This is a genomic window from Blautia wexlerae DSM 19850, from assembly GCF_025148125.1.
Taxonomy (GTDB): domain Bacteria; phylum Bacillota; class Clostridia; order Lachnospirales; family Lachnospiraceae; genus Blautia_A; species Blautia_A wexlerae.
In genome coordinates this window covers 3455778-3476536 of sequence record NZ_CP102267.1, presented here as the reverse complement: position 1 = coordinate 3476536, position 20759 = coordinate 3455778, and the positions used below count along the sequence as shown (strand labels likewise).

Sequence of the window (20759 nt, the reverse complement as noted above, 5' to 3'; positions counted from 1 at the left end):
TCATCAGACTGGATATGCGGTTTGGTTCACTGCTCGGGGGCTACTTCCACAATTCGTTCACGAAAGCTCGCACCGACTGCTTTCTCTCTGTGCTTCCCGGGGTTGTGTACTCCTCCCTGTCATGGCATTTGGCTGATATAGGGATATTCATTGTCCGAATAGGGTGGACAAATGTTTTCTTGGGTTACATTATACATTTATAGAGAGGAAATTGTCAACCGGGTTTTGGATAATTGCTGTAAAATTTATGTTCCTGAATGAATTTTGGCTACGTTACTGAGAACGGAGTGAACAGTAATGTAATTGACAGATTTCTATATTGCTGATATAAAAAATAAATAATACAGATGTTTGGAAGGCTAACGAGGCAATGATCAAAATGGCCCGTAAATATGGTATTGAAAAGTATGGTCCAAACCGTTATCATATCGTAACTGCAAAGATGGGATTCCATGGAAGAACCTTTGGTGCCATGTCTGCAACAGGTCAGCCGGGTAATGGATGCCAGGTTGGATTCGGACCTATGACTTATGGTTTCTCCTATGCACCGTACAATGACCTTCAGGCTTTCAAGGATGCATGCACAGAGAACACAATTGCCATTATGGTTGAGCCTGTACAGGGCGAGGGTGGCGTACATCCTGCAACAATGGAATTCATGCAGGGACTTCGTAAATTCTGTGATGAGAACGATATGCTTCTTCTGATTGATGAAGTACAGACAGGATGGTGCAGAACAGGTGCTGTTATGTCCTATATGAATTATGGTATCAAACCGGATATCGTATCTATGGCAAAGGCTCTGGGCGGTGGAATGCCGATCGGTGCCATCTGTGCAACAGCAGAGGTTGCAAAAGCTTTCACAGCAGGTTCCCATGGAACTACATTCGGCGGACATCCGGTAAGCTGTGCAGCTGCACTGGCTGAGGTGAATGAGCTTCTGGACAGAGATTTGGCTGGAAATGCAAAGAAGGTTGGCGATTACTTTGCAGCTAAGCTTGAGAAGCTTCCTCATGTAAAAGAAGTAAGACATCAGGGACTTCTGGTAGGTGTGGAATTTGATGATACTATCGGCGGAGTGGATGTAAAACATGGTTGTCTTGACAGACATCTTCTGATCACAGCTATCGGAGCGCATATCATCCGTATGATTCCACCGCTTATTGTTACAGAAGAAGAGTGCGACAAAGCTGTAGCAATCATCGAAGATACAATTAAATCTCTGGAAAAATAAAAATCCGGCAACGGAGTGATACAGTAAGGACAAGGGCGTCACGAATTATATTCGTGCGCCCTTTTATGATATGATATCAGGGTCAAAAAATCAAAAAGTCGTTCGTGCCTTCACGATAAGACTTTTGAACTTGGGACCTGCCAAATATGAGAAAGTAGCGATTTACATAGCAAATCAGTGGATTTCGAATGTTTGAGAATCTGATAAAAATTTGAGTGTGAGAGGGAAGAGCATGAAACATCTGGTAATTACGATTGGCTGCGAATATGGAGCCAAGGGCAATGCCATCGGTAAGAAGATTGCACAGGATCTGGGGATTAAGTTTTATGATCGTGATCTTGTGGATGAGATTATCAAAGAGGTAGGCATCCCTACAGACATTATGGACAGAGTAGAGGAAGGCGGAACCATCGCAGGTAAAGGTGCACAGGGAGATGTGAGAGGTTCCTTTTCCAAATATGCGGATCTGACAGACCGCGCCATTCATGTACAGAAGCAGATTATCCGGAAGCTGGCTCAGAAAGAAGCCTGCGTGATCATAGGACGGTCTGCAGATTATATTCTGAAAGATACAGAAGGAATCCAGCTGGTGAGAGCATTTATTTATGCACCTAATGATGTTCGCGTCCACAACATTATGGAAAGCCATAATCTTTCGGAAAAGGATGCAAAGCTTCTGCTGGATGAGAAGGATAAACGTTATCATAAGAGACATCTGGCACTGACAGGAAGTAACCGCGGTGACAGACATAACAGGGATATTCTTATTAACAGTGATTTTCTGGGAATTCAGGGAACAGCAGAATATCTGGAAGATCTGATCGCAAAAAAATACGGAAAAAAGGAGGCCTGACCTATGGAACAAAAAACATCAGAATTTGACAAAGTACTTGGTGCATGGGACATACTTGTAATTGCATTTGGCGCCATGATCGGCTGGGGCTGGGTAGTTTCTTCCGGTAACTGGATTGAATCCGGTGGTGTGCTTGGTGCATCTATTGCATTTGCAATCGGTGGAATCATGATCTTCTTTGTAGGTCTGACTTACGCAGAGCTTACAGCAGCCATGCCTCAGTGTGGTGGTGAGCACGTATTCAGCTACAGGGCAATGGGTTCTACAGGTTCTTTTATCTGTACCTGGGCGATCATTCTTGGATATGTAAGTGTTGCCTGCTTTGAGGCATGTGCATTTCCCACAATCATCACTTATCTGTGGCCAGGGTTCCTGAAAGGATATCTCTATACAGTTGCAGGTTTTGATGTTTATGCATCCTGGCTGATCGTGGCAATTGTGATTGCTTTTCTTATTATGATAATCAACATTAATGGAGCAAAAACTGCAGCAGTTTTGCAGACTGTTCTTACCTGTATTATCGGCGGTGCCGGAATTATTCTGATCGTGGCTTCTGTGGTTACAGGAAGTGTGGATAACCTTCAGGGACAGATGTTTGTTGGAAACGGTACCGGTGAAGCAATGAAAAGTATTATTAAGGTTGCAGTTATCACTCCGTTTTTCTTTATTGGTTTTGATGTTATCCCACAGGCAGCAGAGGAGATTAATGTTCCGCTGAAAAAAATCGGTAAAATGATGATCCTCTCTGTTGTGCTGGCTGTTGTATTTTACGCACTGGTTATTCTTGCAGTAGGTTATATCCTGAATCCGGCAGAGATTATTGAGTCTCAGCAGGGAACAGGACTTGTAACAGCAGATGCCATGGCCAAGGCTTTCGGGACAAAGATTATGGCCAAGGTTATCATTGTAGGTGGAATGTGTGGTATTATTACATCATGGAACTCCTTCCTCCTTGGCGGTTCCCGTGCCATGTACTCTATGGCAGAATCCTACATGATTCCTCCGTTTTTTGCAAAGCTTCATCCGAAGCACAAAACTCCGGTTAATTCTCTGTATCTGATCGGTGCCCTGACTATGCTGGCTCCTTTTGCAGGAAGAACAATGATGGTCTGGATCTGTGATGCAGGTAACTTCGGATGCTGCCTTGCATACTGTATGGTCTCTGTCTCTTTCCTAATCCTTCGTAAAAAGGAACCGGATATGGCAAGACCTTACAAAGTAGGCCACTACAAATTTGTAGGTTTTATGGCAGTAGTCATGTCAGGGCTGATGCTTCTGGTTTACTGTATTCCGGGTTCCGGTGGAAGTCTGGTATTTCAGGAATGGCTTATGGTAGGTAGCTGGAGTTTACTTGGAGTTGTATTTTATGCGATCTGTAAACGTAAATATAAAGAAGACTTTGGTAAACTTATTGAACTGATCTCTGATGAGGATGCAGCAAGTCTTATGCCGGAGGCTGATGATGAAGAGCTTGATGTGGTAATCGATGCGGCTATTGACAGGGTGCTTTCCTCTATGGCATAACGCTATAAATGACATGACAATTATTTTGGGTAACAGAGTTTTGAATTTGTGCAGGGTAGGTGCCCTGCACATTGCAATATTGAAAAAATACAGGAAAAGAGGCAGAAATTAATGAATCCATTTGAATTTTTTATTCCTCAGAATATTACAGTCGGTGCAGGTACTCTGGCGAAGCTTCCGGAATGTGCCAAAAAGCTTGGAGGTTCTCATGCAATGCTGATCTCAGGACCAACTCTCCGGAAAATGGGAGTTGTGGATAAGGCGGCGGATTATCTGAAAGACGCCGGAATGGCAGTGGATATTTTTACAGATGTAGAAGCCAATCCGTCTGTCACCACAGTGGAAAAAGCGACAGAAGCGTATAAGGATTCCGGCGCAGATTTTATCGTTGCGCTGGGCGGTGGTTCTCCTATGGATGTGGCAAAAGCAGTGGGAGTTACGGCTAAATATGGCGGCAGTATTACAGAATATGAGGGGGCACATAAGGTTCCCGGAAAAATTGTTCCGCTGATCGCAATCCCGACTACTGCGGGAACCGGCTCAGAGGTTACGGCATTTTCTGTTATCACTGACCACAGCAGAGATTATAAGCTGACAGTATTCAGTTATGAACTTCTTCCTGCATATGCAATCCTGGATCCTGAGCTTCTCACTTCTGCTCCGGCATCTGTGGCAGCAGCCTGCGGAATCGATGCATTTATTCATGCGGAGGAGGCTTATGTTTCCACAGCAGCATCTCCTTTTTCTGACGCAATGGCAGAGAAAGCAATGGAGCTGATCGGTGGAAATATCCGCCGTTTTGTGGCAAGACGTACAGATCTGGAGGCAGCAGAAGCAATGCTTACAGGTTCTCTTTTTGCAGGAATCGCCTTTTCCTTTGCAAGACTTGGAAATGTCCATGCCATGAGTCATCCGGTAAGTGCTTTCTTTAATGTGGCACATGGAGTGGCAAATGCAGTTCTTCTCCCTGTGATTGCAGAATATAATGCGCTGGCAGATCATGGCAGATATCTGAAGATTTATAATTATATCAGTCCAATCCCTGCATATGAGGATGAATTCGAACCACTGATGCTGGTGGATGCCATCAGGGAATTAAACGAAGATATCGGAATCCCGGAAGACCTGATCACAGCCATCCGCCAGGCAAAGAAGGGAGAAGAGATTTCTGATGAGGAGATTGAAAGCAAGATTGATGCCATGGCAGATGATGCTATGAAGAGCGGGAATATTGCAGTAAATCCAAGATCCTCCAGAAAGCAGGATATTGTGAAACTGTATTATAAAGCTTTATAAGATAAAGAATAATGCAGTATTTTATGTGATTGCTACAGGTAGGATATTGATTAAAAATATCTGTTCTTATAAAAAACGTGCAGAAACATCGAAGTCGACAGATAACTTCAGGCTTGAAGGTTTATCTCGATTTCAAAATGTATCTGCACGTTATTTTTTTGAGAAATTTCCATTGTATAACTTGCCTGATAGAAAGAAAGATTATATAGTATTAACCAAAATATAGTAAAGTAATGTGAGTCAAAATATTGATTGTTCAGGAGGATTTTATGGCAAAGAAGAAAATATATGCAGTACGCAAGGGACATAAAACAGGACTTTTTGCTACATGGGCGGAGTGCCAGAAGGCAGTAAGCGGATATTCAGGAGCTGAGTTTCGGGGATTTACAGAGAAAGAGGAAGCATTGGCTTTTCTGAACATGGAGACAACAGGAAATGTATCCGGTGATAAAGCAAAAGAGGCGGCAGGAATCGTGGAAGTACCTGAAAATATGGTCATTGCTTATGTAGATGGAAGTTTCGAGAAAAGTATTGGCAGATATGCCTTTGGTTGTGTGATCCTTACACCGGACGGACAGGAAATCCGTAAATCCGGCAGCGGTAGTGATTCTGCAGGAGTCGCGATCCGAAATGTGGCAGGAGAGATGCTTGGTTCCATGACTGCAGTAAACTGGGCCATAGAAAACAAATATCCAGCTGTGGAAATCCGCTATGATTACGAAGGGGTAGAGAAATGGGTAACAGGTGTATGGAGAGCCAAAACACCTCTGACCAGCAAATATGCTGCTCATATGCAGGAAGCAGGAAAGAAAGTAAAGATTTCTTTTTGTAAAATAGCAGCTCATACGGGCAATCACTACAATGAAGAGGCAGATCAGCTGGCTAAGAGTGCATTGCTTAAAATGGATGAAGAAGTACGAATATAAAAATCTTATCACTGAAAGGCGATTTCCAAAGGGATGAAAAATTTATGTGGATGACAATTTGAGTGATCCTCAGGGAAATCAATATACGGAAGTGGAAAAATAAAAAGCAGCTGTGTTACCATTGAAACTGTTAGCTGAAATTTTTATCAAGTAACAGTTTCAATTGACAGGTAACGCAGCTGTTTTTGCTTATGAAAGTGTCATATCCCCGTCTTTCACCCATCCAAGCTTACGGATAAACATGTTGATGAGCGGACACAGGATTGCAGGCAGGATAAAGGAAATCAGCAAAAGTCCGGCCCAGTCCCAGCCTGTGACAGCTGTTTTTGTTCCTGCGGCAATATCATTCATCCATCCGGTGTAGACACCAATCTGTCCTACGAAACCGCAGGTACCCATACCGGAAGAAACCGGAGTACCGTTCATCTGAAGTTTGAACAGACAGGTTGCAAGAGGTCCGGTGATGGCAGAAGTAAGGATCGGTGCAATCCAGATGCGTGGATTTTTTACGATATTTCCCATCTGGAGCATGGATGTTCCGATTCCCTGAGAAACAAGTCCGCCCCATTTGTTCTCACGGAAGGACATTACTGCGAAACCTACCATCTGTGCGCAGCATCCTGCAACAGCAGCTCCTCCGGCAAGTCCGGTAAGGCCAAGCGCAGCACAGATGGCGGCAGATGAGATAGGAAGTGTCAGTGCAATACCCACGAATACAGAAACAAGGATTCCCATCAGGAACGGTTGCAGGTTGGTTGCCCACATAATAATATTTCCCACTTTCATTGCTGCACTTCCAAGTGCCGGAGCCCACCATGCGGACAGGGCAACACCTACACCGATCGTGACAAGTGGAGTGACCAGAATATCAATTTTGGTTTCCTTAGATACTGCTTTTCCGATTTCGGAAGCGAAGATGGCAACAAATAATACAGCCAGTGGTCCGCCTGCACCGCCTAATGCGTTAGATGCAAAGCCAACAGTGATCAGTGAGAACAACACCAACGGCGGACAATGCAGCGCATAGCCGATGGCGACAGCCATGGCAGGACCGCTCATGGCAGATGCCAGAGAGCCTACGGTATACTGTGTGTCGTTTACAGTTGCCACAGCAGTGGTCAGAAATGAAATATGAAACTGTGTTCCAAGTGTGTTGATGATCGTGCCAATCAGCAGGGAGCAGAAAAGACCCTGCGCCATGGCACCAAGGGCATCGATTCCATAACGTTTTATGGAGATTTCGATGTCTTTACGTCTGAGAAATGCTTTTAACTTTTCCATAGATTATATTTTCTCCTGTTTTTATTATGTATAGAAGGGTGTATATACACCTATATACGTTTTTCTCATTATAGTCACATTCACGGAGTAAATCAAGTAGTTTTGTAACTGTTCACATACCACTATCCCGCGAGGTGTTTTGGCATGAATATGCCAAAATCACAAGACATACAAGCCAAAATTCCATTGCCGCAGGCAATCTGGAATGAATTTTGGGTACATTACTGTGAACGGAGTGAACAGTAACGTAGTTTTAAAATAGTGGAAAACAATTTACAGAAAGAATATTGTAAAGTATTTTACTGTCTGATATGATAGAAAGAGTTAATTTTACGGAGGAAAAAAAGATGAGTGAATGGATCAGAAAAATAAACTGGAAGTATGTGGTCGTAATGTTGATTGGAAATGTGATCCTTGGTTTGGGAATTGCGATATTTAAACTTTCCGGACTTGGAAATGACCCTTTCAGCGGAATGGTAATGGCACTGGCAGAATGTGTGGGAATTGAATATGCCCGTTTTTTAATTCTTCTGAATCTGGGATTTTTTGTAATAGAAATTATCTGGGGAAGAAAGCTTATCGGATTGGGAACGATCATAAATGCGTTATTCCTTGGATATTTTGTTACATTTTTCTATAACCTGATCACATCTGTGATCGATGCACCGGATCAGATGGCAATGCAGGTGGTTACCGTATTTATTGGAGTTATCATAACAAGCCTTGGAATTTCCATGTACCAGCTTCCGAAACAGGGAGTTGCACCATATGACAGTATTTCTCTGATCATGACAGAGAAATGGCCGAAAATTCCGTATTTCTGGTGCAGAGTATCTAATGATGCGATCAGTGCACTGGTGTGTTGGCTTGCAGGGGGAATCGTCGGACTGGGAACACTGGTCAGTGCATTTGGATTCGGACCTTTTGTTCAGTTTTTCGATACACATTTTACATCAAAAGTGCTGGCAAAGCTGGAAAAATAATAAAAAACTGTCCTGTATATGCACATTATACGTAGAAAATAGGTGCATTACAGAGACAGTTTTTTTATTTGTCAGCCTGTTAACTGCATATATGGCATGCTTTACATGCAGATGGCGTAGTAGCGCATCCTCCCATAGCAGTTTCACGCAGTTCTGCAGGAAGCTTTTTGCCCACGGTAAACATCGTCTGGATCATTTCGTCCAGAGGAATCAACTGCGGGATTCCTGCGAGAGCCATTTCTGCGGCAATTATAGCGTTTGCCACACCTGCAGCATTTCTGTTCTGACATGGATATTCTACCAGACCGCCGACCGGATCGCATACCAGACCAAGCATGTTCATAAGAACAGTAGATGCAGCAAAAGTACATTCTTTCGGTGAACCTCCCATCAGCTCTACAGCAGCAGATGCAGCCATTGCAGATGCAACCCCTACCTCGGCCTGGCATCCGCCTACCGCACCTGCAACAGTTGCATTTCGCATTGCCAGATAACCAATGGCACTTGCGTTAAATAATGCCCGTATAATCTCTTCATCAGAGAATTGATAATGTTCCTGCATTGCCAGCATCAGCCCCGGTACGATTCCGGCAGAACCGGCAGTAGGAGAGGCCACGATCAGCCCCATGGAGGCATTCGTTTCCAGTGTAGCCATAGCATAAGTAATTGCCTTCTGAAGCAGATTTCCGCAGAGACCTTTTTTCTCCTGCGCGTGGAGACTCAGCTTTCTGGCTTCGCCGCCGATCAGACCGCCCATAGATTTTACCGGCTGTCTGATTGGTGAGAAAGCAGCATCTTTCATAATTCCCAGTACTCGTGTCATTTTTTTATTTACAATCTCAGAGGCTGTTTCGCCAAGCTCAATCTCACGGATACGCATAATCTCTGAGATAGGAAGATTTTTTTCTTCACAGAGTGCTAAGAGTTCATTTGCATTTTTAAAATCCATGATAAAAATCCTCCTTTCTTTACATCTGTACGATCATAACTTCATGAATATTCGGGTTCTCGCGAATCGCAGGAACGATATTCTCAGGAAGTTTGCCGTCAGATTCTACGATTGTATAAGCAATCTCTCCCTTGCTTTCACGGAACAGACGCATAAATGCAATATTGATATTGCGGTCACTCAGGCATTTGGTAATATAGGCCACAACGCCGGGAGTGTCCTGATGAATCACGATCACTGCACTGTACTCGCCTGTAAAGTCTACCTGTACGTGATTGATATCTACAATACGGACCTTGCCTCCTCCAAGGGATTCGCCGCGTACGGTCATTTTCTGGCCTTTTTCATTTTCCATGCAGATATCTACGGTGTTCGGATGAATATCTGTTTCCTGCTCATTTGGAGTGAAAGAGAATTTCAGACCTTTTTCATGAGCAATATCAAAAGAATTTCGGATGCGCATATCATCGGTAGAGAATCCCATAATACCGCCCAGCAGAGCTCGGTCAGTACCGTGACCATGGTAAGTTTTGGCAAAAGAGCCGTACAGGATGAAGTCGGCTCTCTTTAACGGGCCTTCGATCATTTTCTGGGCAAGATAGGAAATACGCGCCGCACCTGCGGTATGTGAACTTGAAGGACCGATCATGTTCGGCCCCATAACATCAAATACGCTGATAAATGACATATTTTTTCTCCTGTGAATATCAATTATAGTCTTGCATGTTTATGGCAATAATCTTATTATTTGCAAATTTCTAATTATATTCTATCATTTAGGAATAAAAGAAGCAAACTTATCGTTAACATTAACAAAAATTAATGTAAAAAATGAGAAAACAGGGTTGCTTTTTCTCTACTGGGCGGTTACAATAACTGTGCAAATTGAAAATAATTTTAAAAATGCTGTTTCAAAATAGGGAACAGCATAAAATTTGCTGTTAGAAATCAGATTCCCGAAAACAGGGTCTGATATCCGAAATCGTAAATTTTAAAGAAAAGGCAGGTGGAACAGAATGGATAATTGCGATTCTCATGGGCGAAGTAGTAGCACAGGATCTGAATTAAAAAGAGTATATGAGTATAGCAGCCGTTTTTGTTCTGCTGTAGTCATATATTTTCAGGATTTTCCATGTATGCATATAAAATAGAAGTTTTTTACTGTCTGTGATCTGACAGTTTCTGTATGTGGAAGATCGGATGTCTTTTTCATTTCTTATCCTGTATTTATGAAATTCCCCCGAATCATGCAATTACATATTGAGCAGTAATGATCCGGCGAAGATGCCGGACAGTTACGGACAGTGGATGAATAGCAGGTTATGGTTTGATACCCTGCGGTTTATTGTGCTGGAAAAAGTATGGAAGAAATAGCAGTAAAATGTAATAAATAACAGACTGCTTTCTTTTGGTGTGCTTTTATGCAAAAAAACGGAGGATGAAAGAATGGAGAAAAGAGTACAGGATTATTCCAAAGAAATTCTGAAGATCATCCGCAGCAACACCTCTCCAGCCGTTATGGGAGGAAGGCTGCAGGATTATCATGAGAATGATCTGGCAGATGTAATGCCGAAACTGACTGTACAGGAGCGGTGCAAGCTGTACCGTATCCTGGATACAGATATGCTCTCTGATATTTTTGAATATACAGATGAGGAGAATGCAGCAGAGTATCTGAATGAAATGGATGTGAGAAAAGCAGCAGCCATTTTATCCAGAATGGAAACAGATGCTCTTGCAGATGTATTAAACAAAGTTGAAAAAACAAAGAAAAAAATACTGATCGATCTGCTTGAACCTGAGGTTCGACGTGATGTGGAGATGATCGCATCCTTTGATGAGGATGAGATCGGAAGCCGCATGACAACAAATTATATTGTGATCACAGATAAACTGACAGTTAAGCAGGCAATGAGCAGTCTGATCGAACAGGCTGCAAAAAATGACAATATCTCCACTATTTTTGTAGTGACAGAGCAGCAGAAATTTTATGGGGCCATTAATCTGAAAGAACTGATCATTGCCAGACGGGATGATCTGCTTGAGAATCTGGTGGTGACTTCCTATCCATATGTATATGCGGAAGAGAATATTGATGACTGTATCGAAGAACTGAAAGATTATTCTGAGGATTCTATTCCGGTTCTTGACAACGATAATCAGCTTCTGGGTGTTATCACATCTGCCAGTATCATTGACCTGGTTGATGATGAGATGGGTGATGACTATGCGAAGCTGGCCGGTCTGACTGCAGAAGAGGATTTGAAAGAGCCATTGAAGGAGAGCATGAAGAAACGTATGCCATGGCTGATCATTCTTCTGGGACTTGGTATGGTTGTTTCCTCTGTAGTAGGAATTTTTGAAAAAGTAGTAACTGCACTTCCGATTATTATGTGCTTCCAGTCTTTGATCCTTGATATGGCAGGTAATGTGGGTACCCAGTCTCTGGCTGTGACGATTCGTGTGCTGATGGATGAATCTCTGACAGGTAAGCAGAAACTGGAACTTGTGTGGAAGGAAATGAGAATTGGTCTGTGTAATGGCGGACTTCTTGGAATTCTGTCTTTTGCGCTGATTGGATTGTATATTTATCTGTTTAAAGGAAAAACACTTTTGTTTTCCTATGCAGTATCCGGATGTATCGGTGTGGCACTGTTGCTGGCTATGTTGATCTCCAGTGCAGTAGGCACCTGTATTCCATTGTTCTTTAAGAAGATTAATATTGACCCGGCAGTAGCATCAGGTCCGCTGATCACAACAGTGAATGACCTTGTTGCAGTAATTACCTATTATGGCCTGAGCTGGCTGTTCTTATTAAAAATGCTGAATCTTGCAGGCTGAATTTCAGATAATAAAAACAGGTCCTGTATCTTTGATTATAAGATATTGGATCTGTTTTTGTATGGAGTTATTATAGTTGGTCGTTATCCCGTAAAATACGGACCTGTCTTAATATTTCAGAGGATTAATTATGACAAATGTAATGTATGTCGTTTGCAATCTGGAATAAATTTTGTGAAATAAGGAAAATAGCAGTTGACATTATTCAGGGGATATGCAAATAATATATTGCAATTAGTGTTTAACTGACCTGACAATTGAAAGAGGCAAGTTGTTATTTGGATTTACAAAGCATATAAATGTTACTGAGAACGGAATAAACAGTAACAAATAAACATCGGTGCAGGAAATATTAATGGTAAACAGTAATAAGAGATTGAAAATATAATATATATAATGTATCTGTGAATCAACCAGTGTGCCGACAAGTTGATTCTTCGAGAAATCAACTTGTTGGCACACCAGGTAACTGTATAATTCCACAGATACAGTATCGGCAAAACAGTCGAAAGGCTGCGGCGCAAAGCTAAAGGGCCTGTAAAATGGCAGCCAGTTGCATTTATACAGAGAGTAATGTCTTGTTGTATTGTAGCGGGCATTATTCTCTTTTATTTTAAAGAAAGGTTGAGAATATCATGTCAGAGCATAGGTGTATGCTTAACAAAATGAATAAGATTGAAATATATGTCGCAAATGAAGATACGGATATTAATCCTTCAGTTCAGGAAGCTATTAAATATGTACTGAAACAGAATGATCCTGTGGGAACAATCGCCGGTTATTATGATGAGAAGCTGACAATCTGGAGTGTAAGTAACTATTTTCTGCAACTTTTGGGGTGGGATGACCTTGATGAATTTATGAAAGCATCAGACGGATCTATGCTCAGTGTGGTCTGTAATGAGCAAAAGCATATATTTTCACCGGCAGGACTTCATGATTTACAGGGTTCTCACACCTTGTATCTGACAGACAGTAAAGGTTTATCAATACCGGTAAGGATTGTGAAGGCAGATGCCAGGGATAATAAAGGACGGCCAATCTGGGTATTATCTGTCAGATCTGATCACTTTGCCCGGAATCAGGAAGCAAGGGAAGCTGTTTTTCACCGGGCTTTTACAGATATGAATCTGTGTGAATATTATGTGGATCTTCAGGAAAATACATTTGAATCTATGAAAGTAAAGGGCTCGCTTCAGGAAATTTCCAACAAAAGCCGGACATGGGATGAACTGATACAGATGTTTCTTGATAATTATGTCTGTCCTGAGAGTAAAGAGGCGGTTGCGCAGATTTACAACCGGGAATATATTATGAAGGAACTCAGAAAAATTACCGGGGAACTCAGTCAGGAATACAAAGCAGTGCTTGACGGAGAGCTGCGTATTATCCGGAATGTAGTGATGGAGGGAGATACAGATGAGAACGGAGAGGTCAGACACGCCATGATTTTTCTTCGTGATGTGACGGATTCGAAAAATGCGGAAAAAGAACGCAGAGCGATGTTAAAGCAGAACATCGCCATGGACCAGCTTATTCAGGGAGTAACCAGGATTGTAGAGCGTTTTGCAGTTTGTGATCTGGACAGCGGGATATACGAATATTATGAGATGAACAATGAGTCTTATTATAATCCTACAGGTGATTACAGGGAGCTTCTTCAGCGTATGTCCGGAGAGTATGTGGTACTTACGGAAAAGATAAATATACAGATGGATGATCTGCTTTCACCGGAACATCTGAGAAAAGTTATTATGTCTGAGGATGATCTGTATACCTTTGAATATTCTACTCTTGACAGATCTTCTTATAAAGTAATGTCAGTGATACCTGTGGAATGGAAAGGCAGTATACTGTCCAAAGTAATGCTGATCGCTCAGGATATCGGGCAGAAGCATGAACTTGAGAAGCTGGCAAATACGGATGCACTGACAGGACTTTATAATGAGCGTTATCTTTCCGAAAGATTAAAAAGAAATGGAAAGTTACGCAAAAAATTTGCCATGTTCTATCTGGATCTGGACAGGTTTAAGCCTGTTAATGACACTTATGGACATGACATGGGGGACAGATTGCTGAAGGCGGTTTCCCGGAGATTGTGCAAATGTATCAGGAAGACAGACTATGCTTTCCGTATCGGTGGAGATGAATTTTCCCTGATCATTGAGGAGGGCAATATTAATGATGAATTCTGTGAGATGATGGTCAGAAGAATAAAAAGAGTCATTGACCGGCCTTTTAACATAGAGGGTCGTCTGCTGAGCGTGGATACAAGCTGTGGCTATGCCATTTATCCGGAACACAGCCAGAAGATCGATGAAATCCGCATTATGGCAGATCACAGAATGTATGAAGATAAAACTCAAAATAGAAAAAAGGGTTAATGGCGGATAAAAACAGAAAGAGGGATAAAATCTTTATGGATTTAAAACAATTACAGTATTTCGTAGTATGTGCGCAGACTGGTTCATTCAGTGATGCTGCGAAAAATCTGTATTCTACACAGCCCAGTGTCAGCAAGGTAATCAAGGGACTGGAAGATACGCTGGGAATGCAGCTTTTTGAACGACTGCCAAGAGGAATCAGACTGACAGTACAGGGGCATAAGATGTATGAATATGCGTCGAAAATTATAAATGAAGTAAATGTTCTGGAAAATATGGCTTCCAGCGGAATGACAAAATGGATCCGGATATCTTTAAATCCCAGCTCCTGGTTTGCCAATCAATTTGTAGACTTTTATAATGAAACCTATGAAAAAAAATATCATTTCCAGGTAACAACAGCAGGTGTACAAAGCGTAATGGAAAGAGTCCGGGATTATATGGATGATATTGGTTTTGTATATATCCTCAGTCAGCAGAAGGAAAATTTCCTGTATGAATTGTCAAAAAACAAAATGCATTTCGAACCTATCTATGAAACAGATGTAATGCTGTATCCGGGAAGGCTGACAGAGCTTTACAATTCCGGCAAAGAGAGGGCAGAACTGGAAGACCTGGAGGGAATCCGTTTTATACAGAATTATCAGGATGAATTTTTTGACATCGGTGCTGTAAAAGAAGATGCATTCCAATGGAAGGATATTGACATTTCCGTGCTGACCAACAGTGATTATATTATGGAAAAAATGCTGAAGAACAGTAAGGTGGCAAATATAAGCGGAAGTTACCTGTCAGAAAACAAAGAAGGAACTACACCGGGAATCCCTCTGGATCTTGGAGACAGTAAAGTGATTTTTGGTTTTATACTCCACAAAGGAGAAGAAATGGATGAGAGTGTGGCAGAGCTTGTGGAGTTTTTAAAGAGCAGACTGCCGAAGCATTAATAAAAATTGCAGTTGACTTTTTAACTTATTTTGCATATACTAATAGTAGCTAAGAAATGAAGTGAAATTTCCATGAAGCGAAACGAAAGCCCTCAGAGTTGCCGCTCTGAGGGCTTTCTTGCTCGTTACGGGGAGCTGTTCCGTTTAGACTGTTGCTGTCTAATGTCCGCTGTCCAGCCATTTGCATATGTAGTAGCTAACTACGCCTGCTATGACAGAGACAAGAAATGAAGTAAAAATTGCTTCCATGAAACTCACCTCCTTCCTGCTGGAGGTTCGACAGCTCTTGTAGTATAACATAGTTTAGAACAAAATGGGATGGTTGTTTTAAATTATTGCTGATATTAAAAAAACCTATTCCAAAAATGACGATAGATATTCAAATTAAGAATAGCTTATAACCCCCAGGGTGGGTTGTGGGCTATTTTTGCTTTTGTTAAACTGAATGGTGGCTAATTAGGAGTACAATTTTGAAAAATTATAAAATGGAGATAATCAAATGAGAAAATATGCATTCAGACGACTGCTCCAGCTGATTCCCATTTTGTTTGCGATTACTTTTCTCTCCTATGGCATGATGCGGATTGCGGGAAGTGATGTAGTGACACAAAAAATGGAAAATACAGGACAGATTCTGTCAGAAGATAAGTTAAATGCAGCCAGAGAACAGCTGGGACTGGACAAACCATTTCTGACCCAGTATTTTGTGTGGCTTGGGAAACTGCTTCATGGAGATATGGGAAACAGCTATGTATCCAGTCTTCCGGTTTTTGATACGTTCATATCGAAGCTTCCGGCAACGCTGCTTCTTACAGTGACATCTATTTTGCTGACCATCATCATATCAATCCCTCTGGGGATTCTGTCAGCAGTGAAACAGAATACGATTACGGATTATCTGATCCGTTTATGCAGCTTTATAGGAAACAGTCTTCCTAATTTTTTTGTATCATTGCTGTTGATGTATTTTCTTGCGATCAGGTTGCGGATTTTTCCGGTTATATCCAAAGATGTAAGTTTAAAGAGTGTGGCAATGCCGGCAATCACTCTGGCAATTGCCATGTCGGCCAAGTATCTTCGCCAGGTCCGTGCAACTGTGCTGGATGAACTGAGTAAAGATTATGTGGCAGGAGCGAAAGCAAGAGGAGTAAAGTTTTCTGTCACTCTTTGGAAAAGTATTATGAAGGCTTCGCTGGTAACCATCATTACCTTGCTGATGCTGTCAGTGGGAAATCTGCTGGGAGGAACTGCAATCGTAGAATCAATCTTTATGTGGGATGGAGTTGGAAAGATGGCAGTAGATGCTATCTCCATGCGTGATTATCCTATTATTCAGGCATATGTTATGTGGATGGCGATCATCTATGTTGTAGTAAATCTGCTTACAGATCTGTCATACCGGTTCCTGGATCCGAGAATCCGTCTGGGAGGTGTGAAACAATGAGTGAAAAGCAGAATAAAAATGTGACAGTGCGTGTACAGAAGATTAAGAAAAACCATATAAAACAAAAGCTGGTCTTTTTTCTTATTCTGGCAATAGGGCTTGTGATACTTGCAGTTTTTTCAGAGCATCTCTGTCCATATGACCCTTATGCACAGGATCTGGCAAGTGCACTTCAGCCCCCCAGTCTTCAGCATCCTATGGGAACAGATACATATGGGAGAGATATGCTGTCCAGAGTTATAAGTGGTGCAAGAGCCAGTATTTTTTCGACCTTTATCCTGGTTGCTGTGATTTTTGTGTTAGGAACAGCTGTGGGTGTATGCTGCGGATATTTTGGCGGAGCTGCAGATACTGTTATGATGAGAATCTCAGATATATGTCTTGCTTTCCCTGGGCTTGTATTTGCCATGGCGATTGCAGCTATTCTTGGGGGAGGCATTCAGAATGCTGTTATAGCACTGGCAGTAGTAAGCTGGCCGAAATATTCACGTATTGCCAGAGGGCAGACTCTGGCATTAAAAGAGGAACCCTATATTCATGCTGCCATACTGGCAGGTGACAGCTCAGGTCAGATTATGCTCAGACATATTCTTCCAAATATGCTGGGCCCTGTTCTGGTAACAGCCATGCTTGATATCGGTACCATGATGATGGAACTTGCAGGTCTGTCATTTCTTGGACTGGGAGCACAGATTCCCATGGCTGAATGGGGAAGTATGATGAGCAGCGGACGAAGTATGATCCAAACATATCCATGGGTAGTATTATCACCTGGAATTGCAATTTTTATATCTGTGGCAATTTTCAATCTGTTAGGTGATACAGTTCGTGACTATCTGGATCCTAAGAACAGCCGTTCATGATAAGTAATATGAAAACAAACGAGGAGGAAAGAAAATGAGAACAAAGAAATTTCTGGCAATGGCAATTGCCCTGGGGCTGGCAGTAGGAATGACAGCTATGCCAACACTGGCAGCAGAAAAAAAGACATTGGTATTTGGCGATACCACCTTTAATGCGGAAAATGAGGAGGCAGATATTAATCCTCAGAATACCTATGCAGGATGGGCTTGCATCCGTTATGGAGTAGGGGAAACTCTTTTCCGTTATTCTGATACAATGGAAATAGAGCCATGGATCGCAAAAGAGTATGAAAATATTGACGAGCTGACCTGGAAGATCACACTGAACGACGGAGTTGTGTTTTCCAATGGACGTGCCTGTGACGGAGAAGCAGTAAAGGAAAGCCTGGAGGCTTTGGTTGCCAATCATGAGCGTGCAGCAGGAGATCTTTGCATTGATACTATCGAGGCAGATGGAAATACTGTTACCATAAAGACTACAGAACCGAAGCCTGCACTGATCAATTATCTCAGTGATCCTTATGGATGTATTATTGATATGCAGGCAGGTATCAGTGATGATGGTATAGTGATCGGTACAGGTCCTTATGTGGCAACTGAACTGGTGACAGATGATCATGTTAATCTTGTAAAGAATGAAAACTACTGGAACGGAGATGTGAATGTGGATGAGATCACTGTCCGTACAATCTCTGACGGTGATACACTGGCAATGGCTCTTCAGGCAGGGGAGATTAATGCTGCCTATGGTATGGCATATGCAAGCTATCCTTTATTTGAAAATGATGACTTTACATTTACCAGTACAGCTACAAGCCGTGCATTCTATGCGTGGATGAACTTTGAAAGTCCTGTAACATCTGACCCGGCAGTGCGTAAAGCAATTGCCATGGGTATTGATAAGGACAGCTTTGTGTCTGTGCTTCTGAATGGATATGGATATCCTGCAGTCGGTGTTTTCCCGGATACCTTCTCTTTTGGAGGGCAGAATCTGACAACAGAGAGCTATGATCCTGATGGGGCAAAGAAGGTTCTGGAGGAAGCAGGATGGGTGGATTCCGATGGTGACGGTATCCGTGAAAAAGACGGACAGAAACTGGAGATCCGCTGGCTTACTTATCCCAGCCGTCAGGAGCTTCCGCTTCTTGCAGAGTCTGCACAGGCAACCTTAAAAGAAATCGGTATGGATGTTCAGATAAATTGTACCTCTGATAATAATACTATCCGTAAAGACCCTGCATTATGGGATGTATATGCAAGTGCCATGGTAACTGCACCTACAGGAGATCCGGAGTATTTCTTCACTTCCTGCACACTGGATGAATCTGCAAGCAATAACGGACATTATCACAGTGATAAACTGGAAGATCTGGAAAAACAGATGAAGCAAGAATTCGACGCAGATAAGCGTTCAGATCTGGCGATTCAGATGCAGCAGACAATCCTGGATGACAATGCCTATGTATTCTGCTCTTACCTGAGAATGAGTATGATCATGCAGTCTAATGTAACAGGACTGACTGCACATCCATGTGATTATTATGAACTGACAGCGGATTTGGATATCAACTAAACTGTAACAATAAATGAAGAATATGTGAACGATGATATTTCAGGGGCAAAAGATATTTTGCCCCTGATTTGGTAAGTATTAACAAGGATGGTTTACAGAAATGGATAGAAAAATACTGACCTACGATTCCGTAGAGATATCATTTGGCGGGAAAGCGGTGGTTCATGATGTGAGCTTCTCTCTTGAACATGGAGAGATACTTGGCCTTGTGGGAGAATCCGGCAGTGGGAAAAGCACCCTGATCAAAGCCGCAATGGGACTTCTGGGACCGGATGGTCTTGTGACAAGAGGAGATATCCGATATATGAATCAGAATATTCTGGATATACCGGAGAAAGAAAAAAGAAAGATCAGAGGTGCAGGAATTGGCATGATCTTTCAGGATGCAGGTGCTTCCCTGTGCCCGATCCGCACCATTGGAGAACAGATTTATGAAAGTATGCGTGTACATACGAAGATAACAAGAAGTGAGGCCAAAAGCAGGGCAATGGATCTGTTTGATAAACTGAACTTTAAGGACAGTCAGCGTGTGTGGGACAGTTATCCATTTGAACTGTCAGGCGGAATGAATCAGAGAGCAGGTATTGCAATTGCCATGCTTATGAATCCGCCCATCCTATTTGCGGATGAACCGACCAGTGCTCTGGATGTGTCTGTACAGCGTCAGGTTGTAAGGGAAATGCTTAAGTTAAGAGAGTTGTTTGGAACTGCAATTGTGATCGTGACACATGATATCGGGGTAGTCCGGGCAATGGCAGATACTGTGTTGGTTTTGAAAAATGGAAAAACAGTAGAATATGGCACAGCAGACCGTGTACTGGATCATCCCCGGGATCCGTATACCAGGAAATTGCTGGAGGCTGTACCAAAGCTGCAAAGGAAGGTCAGAGTATGAGCATACTTTTAGAGGCAGAACATTTAACAAAAATATTTACCCAGAGAGGAAAAAATCCTTTTAAAGCAGTAAATGATGTAAGCTTTACACTAAAAAAAGGAGAAACGCTGGGAATCGTAGGAGAATCCGGCAGTGGGAAAAGTACAATAGCAAAGCTGCTCACCCGGCTGACTGATATCACAGAGGGTACATTGAAATTTGAAGGAAAAGATATTACAAGACTGAAACAAAGTCAGCTGAAAGAGGTATATGGAGATATACAGATGGTTTTTCAGAATCCGGTGGGTTCTTTTGATCCCAGAAGGACACTGGGTGACGGAATTGGTGAGAGTCTTAGAAACCGTGGAATGAAAAAGGCTGATGTGGAGAAAAGAGTAGCAGAATTGCTTGAGCAGTGCGGCCTTGAGAAGGAATATGCAAAAAGATATCCTCATGAGGTAAGTGGCGGACAGTGTCAGCGGGCTGCGATAGCAAGAGCTCTGGCAGTAAAACCAAAAGTTCTGATCTGTGATGAGGCAACCAGTGCTCTGGATGTAACCATACAGAAACAGATCATGGAGCTTCTGGAAGACCTGAAAGAGAAGAATGGGCTGTCTTTTATTTTTATTTGTCATAATCTGGCCCTTGTCCAGATGTTCTGTGACAGGGTTCTGGTACTGTATGAGGGAAAAGTAGTGGAAAGCGGAATTCCCGATGATATCATCAATGAACCCAAGGAAGAGTATACGCAGAGACTGGTGGATGCGGTACTTTCGTGAATGTGATTTTT

The 20759-nt window shown here is 42.3% G+C and carries 16 protein-coding genes, 1 pseudogene, 1 riboswitch and 1 other annotated feature (1 of these 19 only partly in view); of the genes and pseudogenes, 14 read left to right on the top strand and 3 right to left on the bottom strand.

From position 1 onward, the window contains the following. Nucleotides 1-132 (bottom strand) — a binding site (T-box leader) (it extends 138 nt beyond the left edge of the window). A gap of 223 nt (nucleotides 133-355) precedes the next feature. The 5 genes and pseudogenes from NQ550_RS16195 to NQ550_RS16175 all read left to right on the top strand — a co-directional run. After that, nucleotides 356-1234 (top strand): annotated as a pseudogene (locus tag NQ550_RS16195) (aspartate aminotransferase family protein); the annotation flags it as partial. 232 nt (nucleotides 1235-1466) lie between these two features. After that, a complete protein-coding gene (locus NQ550_RS16190) occupies nucleotides 1467-2087 on the top strand; it encodes a cytidylate kinase-like family protein (protein WP_022380087.1) in 621 nt (206 codons plus the stop codon). A 3-nt stretch (nucleotides 2088-2090) separates the two neighbouring features. Further along, entirely contained in the window at nucleotides 2091-3611 is a 1521-nt protein-coding gene (locus NQ550_RS16185; protein ID WP_025577548.1) for an APC family permease, read from the top strand. Between the two features lie 111 nt (nucleotides 3612-3722). Continuing rightward, nucleotides 3723-4907, top strand: a complete 1185-nt coding sequence (locus tag NQ550_RS16180; protein ID WP_025577546.1) for an iron-containing alcohol dehydrogenase — start codon at nucleotides 3723-3725, stop codon at nucleotides 4905-4907. A gap of 269 nt (nucleotides 4908-5176) precedes the next feature. After that, nucleotides 5177-5833, top strand: a complete 657-nt coding sequence (locus NQ550_RS16175) for a ribonuclease H1 domain-containing protein (RefSeq protein ID WP_022380084.1) — start codon at nucleotides 5177-5179, stop codon at nucleotides 5831-5833. A gap of 189 nt (nucleotides 5834-6022) precedes the next feature. Here NQ550_RS16175 and NQ550_RS16170 read toward each other — a convergent pair whose 3' ends face one another. Beyond that, entirely contained in the window at nucleotides 6023-7114 is a 1092-nt protein-coding gene (locus tag NQ550_RS16170) for a PTS sugar transporter subunit IIC (RefSeq protein ID WP_025577544.1), read from the bottom strand. Nucleotides 7115-7425: 311 nt separating this feature from the next. Here NQ550_RS16170 and NQ550_RS16165 point away from each other — a divergent pair, with 311 nt between their 5' ends. Then, complete coding sequence (locus tag NQ550_RS16165; protein WP_259838066.1) at nucleotides 7426-8097, top strand: YczE/YyaS/YitT family protein; 672 nt, start codon at nucleotides 7426-7428, stop codon at nucleotides 8095-8097. A 79-nt stretch (nucleotides 8098-8176) separates the two neighbouring features. Here NQ550_RS16165 and sdaAA read toward each other — a convergent pair whose 3' ends face one another. Further along, nucleotides 8177-9046 carry an L-serine ammonia-lyase, iron-sulfur-dependent, subunit alpha gene (gene sdaAA / locus NQ550_RS16160; RefSeq protein WP_022380082.1) on the bottom strand — a complete coding sequence of 290 codons (870 nt, stop codon included), beginning with the start codon at nucleotides 9044-9046 and terminating at the stop codon, nucleotides 8177-8179. A gap of 19 nt (nucleotides 9047-9065) precedes the next feature. Continuing rightward, on the bottom strand, nucleotides 9066-9734 hold the full coding sequence (gene sdaAB / locus NQ550_RS16155) for an L-serine ammonia-lyase, iron-sulfur-dependent subunit beta (RefSeq protein ID WP_025577539.1): 669 nt from the start codon (nucleotides 9732-9734) through the stop codon (nucleotides 9066-9068). Between the two features lie 758 nt (nucleotides 9735-10492). Between sdaAB and mgtE the strand changes: the two genes are divergently transcribed. The 8 genes from mgtE (at nucleotide 10493) to NQ550_RS16115 (ending at nucleotide 20748) form a co-directional block, all read left to right on the top strand. Further along, nucleotides 10493-11887 carry a magnesium transporter gene (mgtE, locus tag NQ550_RS16150; protein WP_025577537.1) on the top strand — a complete coding sequence of 465 codons (1395 nt, stop codon included), beginning with the start codon at nucleotides 10493-10495 and terminating at the stop codon, nucleotides 11885-11887. Between the two features lie 485 nt (nucleotides 11888-12372). Next, nucleotides 12373-12448: riboswitch (cyclic di-GMP riboswitch) on the top strand. Nucleotides 12449-12540: 92 nt separating this feature from the next. After that, nucleotides 12541-14271, top strand: a complete 1731-nt coding sequence (locus tag NQ550_RS16145) for a sensor domain-containing diguanylate cyclase (protein WP_025577535.1) — start codon at nucleotides 12541-12543, stop codon at nucleotides 14269-14271. A gap of 35 nt (nucleotides 14272-14306) precedes the next feature. Beyond that, nucleotides 14307-15215 (top strand): LysR family transcriptional regulator, encoded by a 909-nt coding sequence (locus NQ550_RS16140; protein ID WP_025577533.1) that lies wholly within the window; start codon nucleotides 14307-14309, stop codon nucleotides 15213-15215. Nucleotides 15216-15714: 499 nt separating this feature from the next. Continuing rightward, nucleotides 15715-16659: a nickel ABC transporter permease gene (gene nikB, locus NQ550_RS16135; protein ID WP_008706768.1), complete on the top strand. Its 945-nt coding sequence runs from the start codon at nucleotides 15715-15717 to the stop codon at nucleotides 16657-16659. Continuing rightward, nucleotides 16656-17522, top strand: coding sequence for a nickel transporter permease (gene nikC, locus NQ550_RS16130; RefSeq protein WP_025577531.1), 867 nt, complete (start codon nucleotides 16656-16658; stop codon nucleotides 17520-17522). Before nikB ends, nikC begins: the two co-directional genes overlap by 4 nt. Before the next feature lie 34 nt (nucleotides 17523-17556). Further along, on the top strand, nucleotides 17557-19095 hold the full coding sequence (locus tag NQ550_RS16125; RefSeq protein ID WP_008706766.1) for an ABC transporter substrate-binding protein: 1539 nt from the start codon (nucleotides 17557-17559) through the stop codon (nucleotides 19093-19095). A gap of 100 nt (nucleotides 19096-19195) precedes the next feature. Next, on the top strand, nucleotides 19196-19990 hold the full coding sequence (locus tag NQ550_RS16120) for an ABC transporter ATP-binding protein (RefSeq protein WP_025577529.1): 795 nt from the start codon (nucleotides 19196-19198) through the stop codon (nucleotides 19988-19990). Further along, nucleotides 19987-20748 carry an ABC transporter ATP-binding protein gene (locus tag NQ550_RS16115; protein ID WP_025577527.1) on the top strand — a complete coding sequence of 254 codons (762 nt, stop codon included), beginning with the start codon at nucleotides 19987-19989 and terminating at the stop codon, nucleotides 20746-20748. The genes NQ550_RS16120 and NQ550_RS16115 overlap by 4 nt, the downstream gene beginning before the upstream one ends. Nucleotides 20749-20759: the final 11 nt, after the last annotated feature.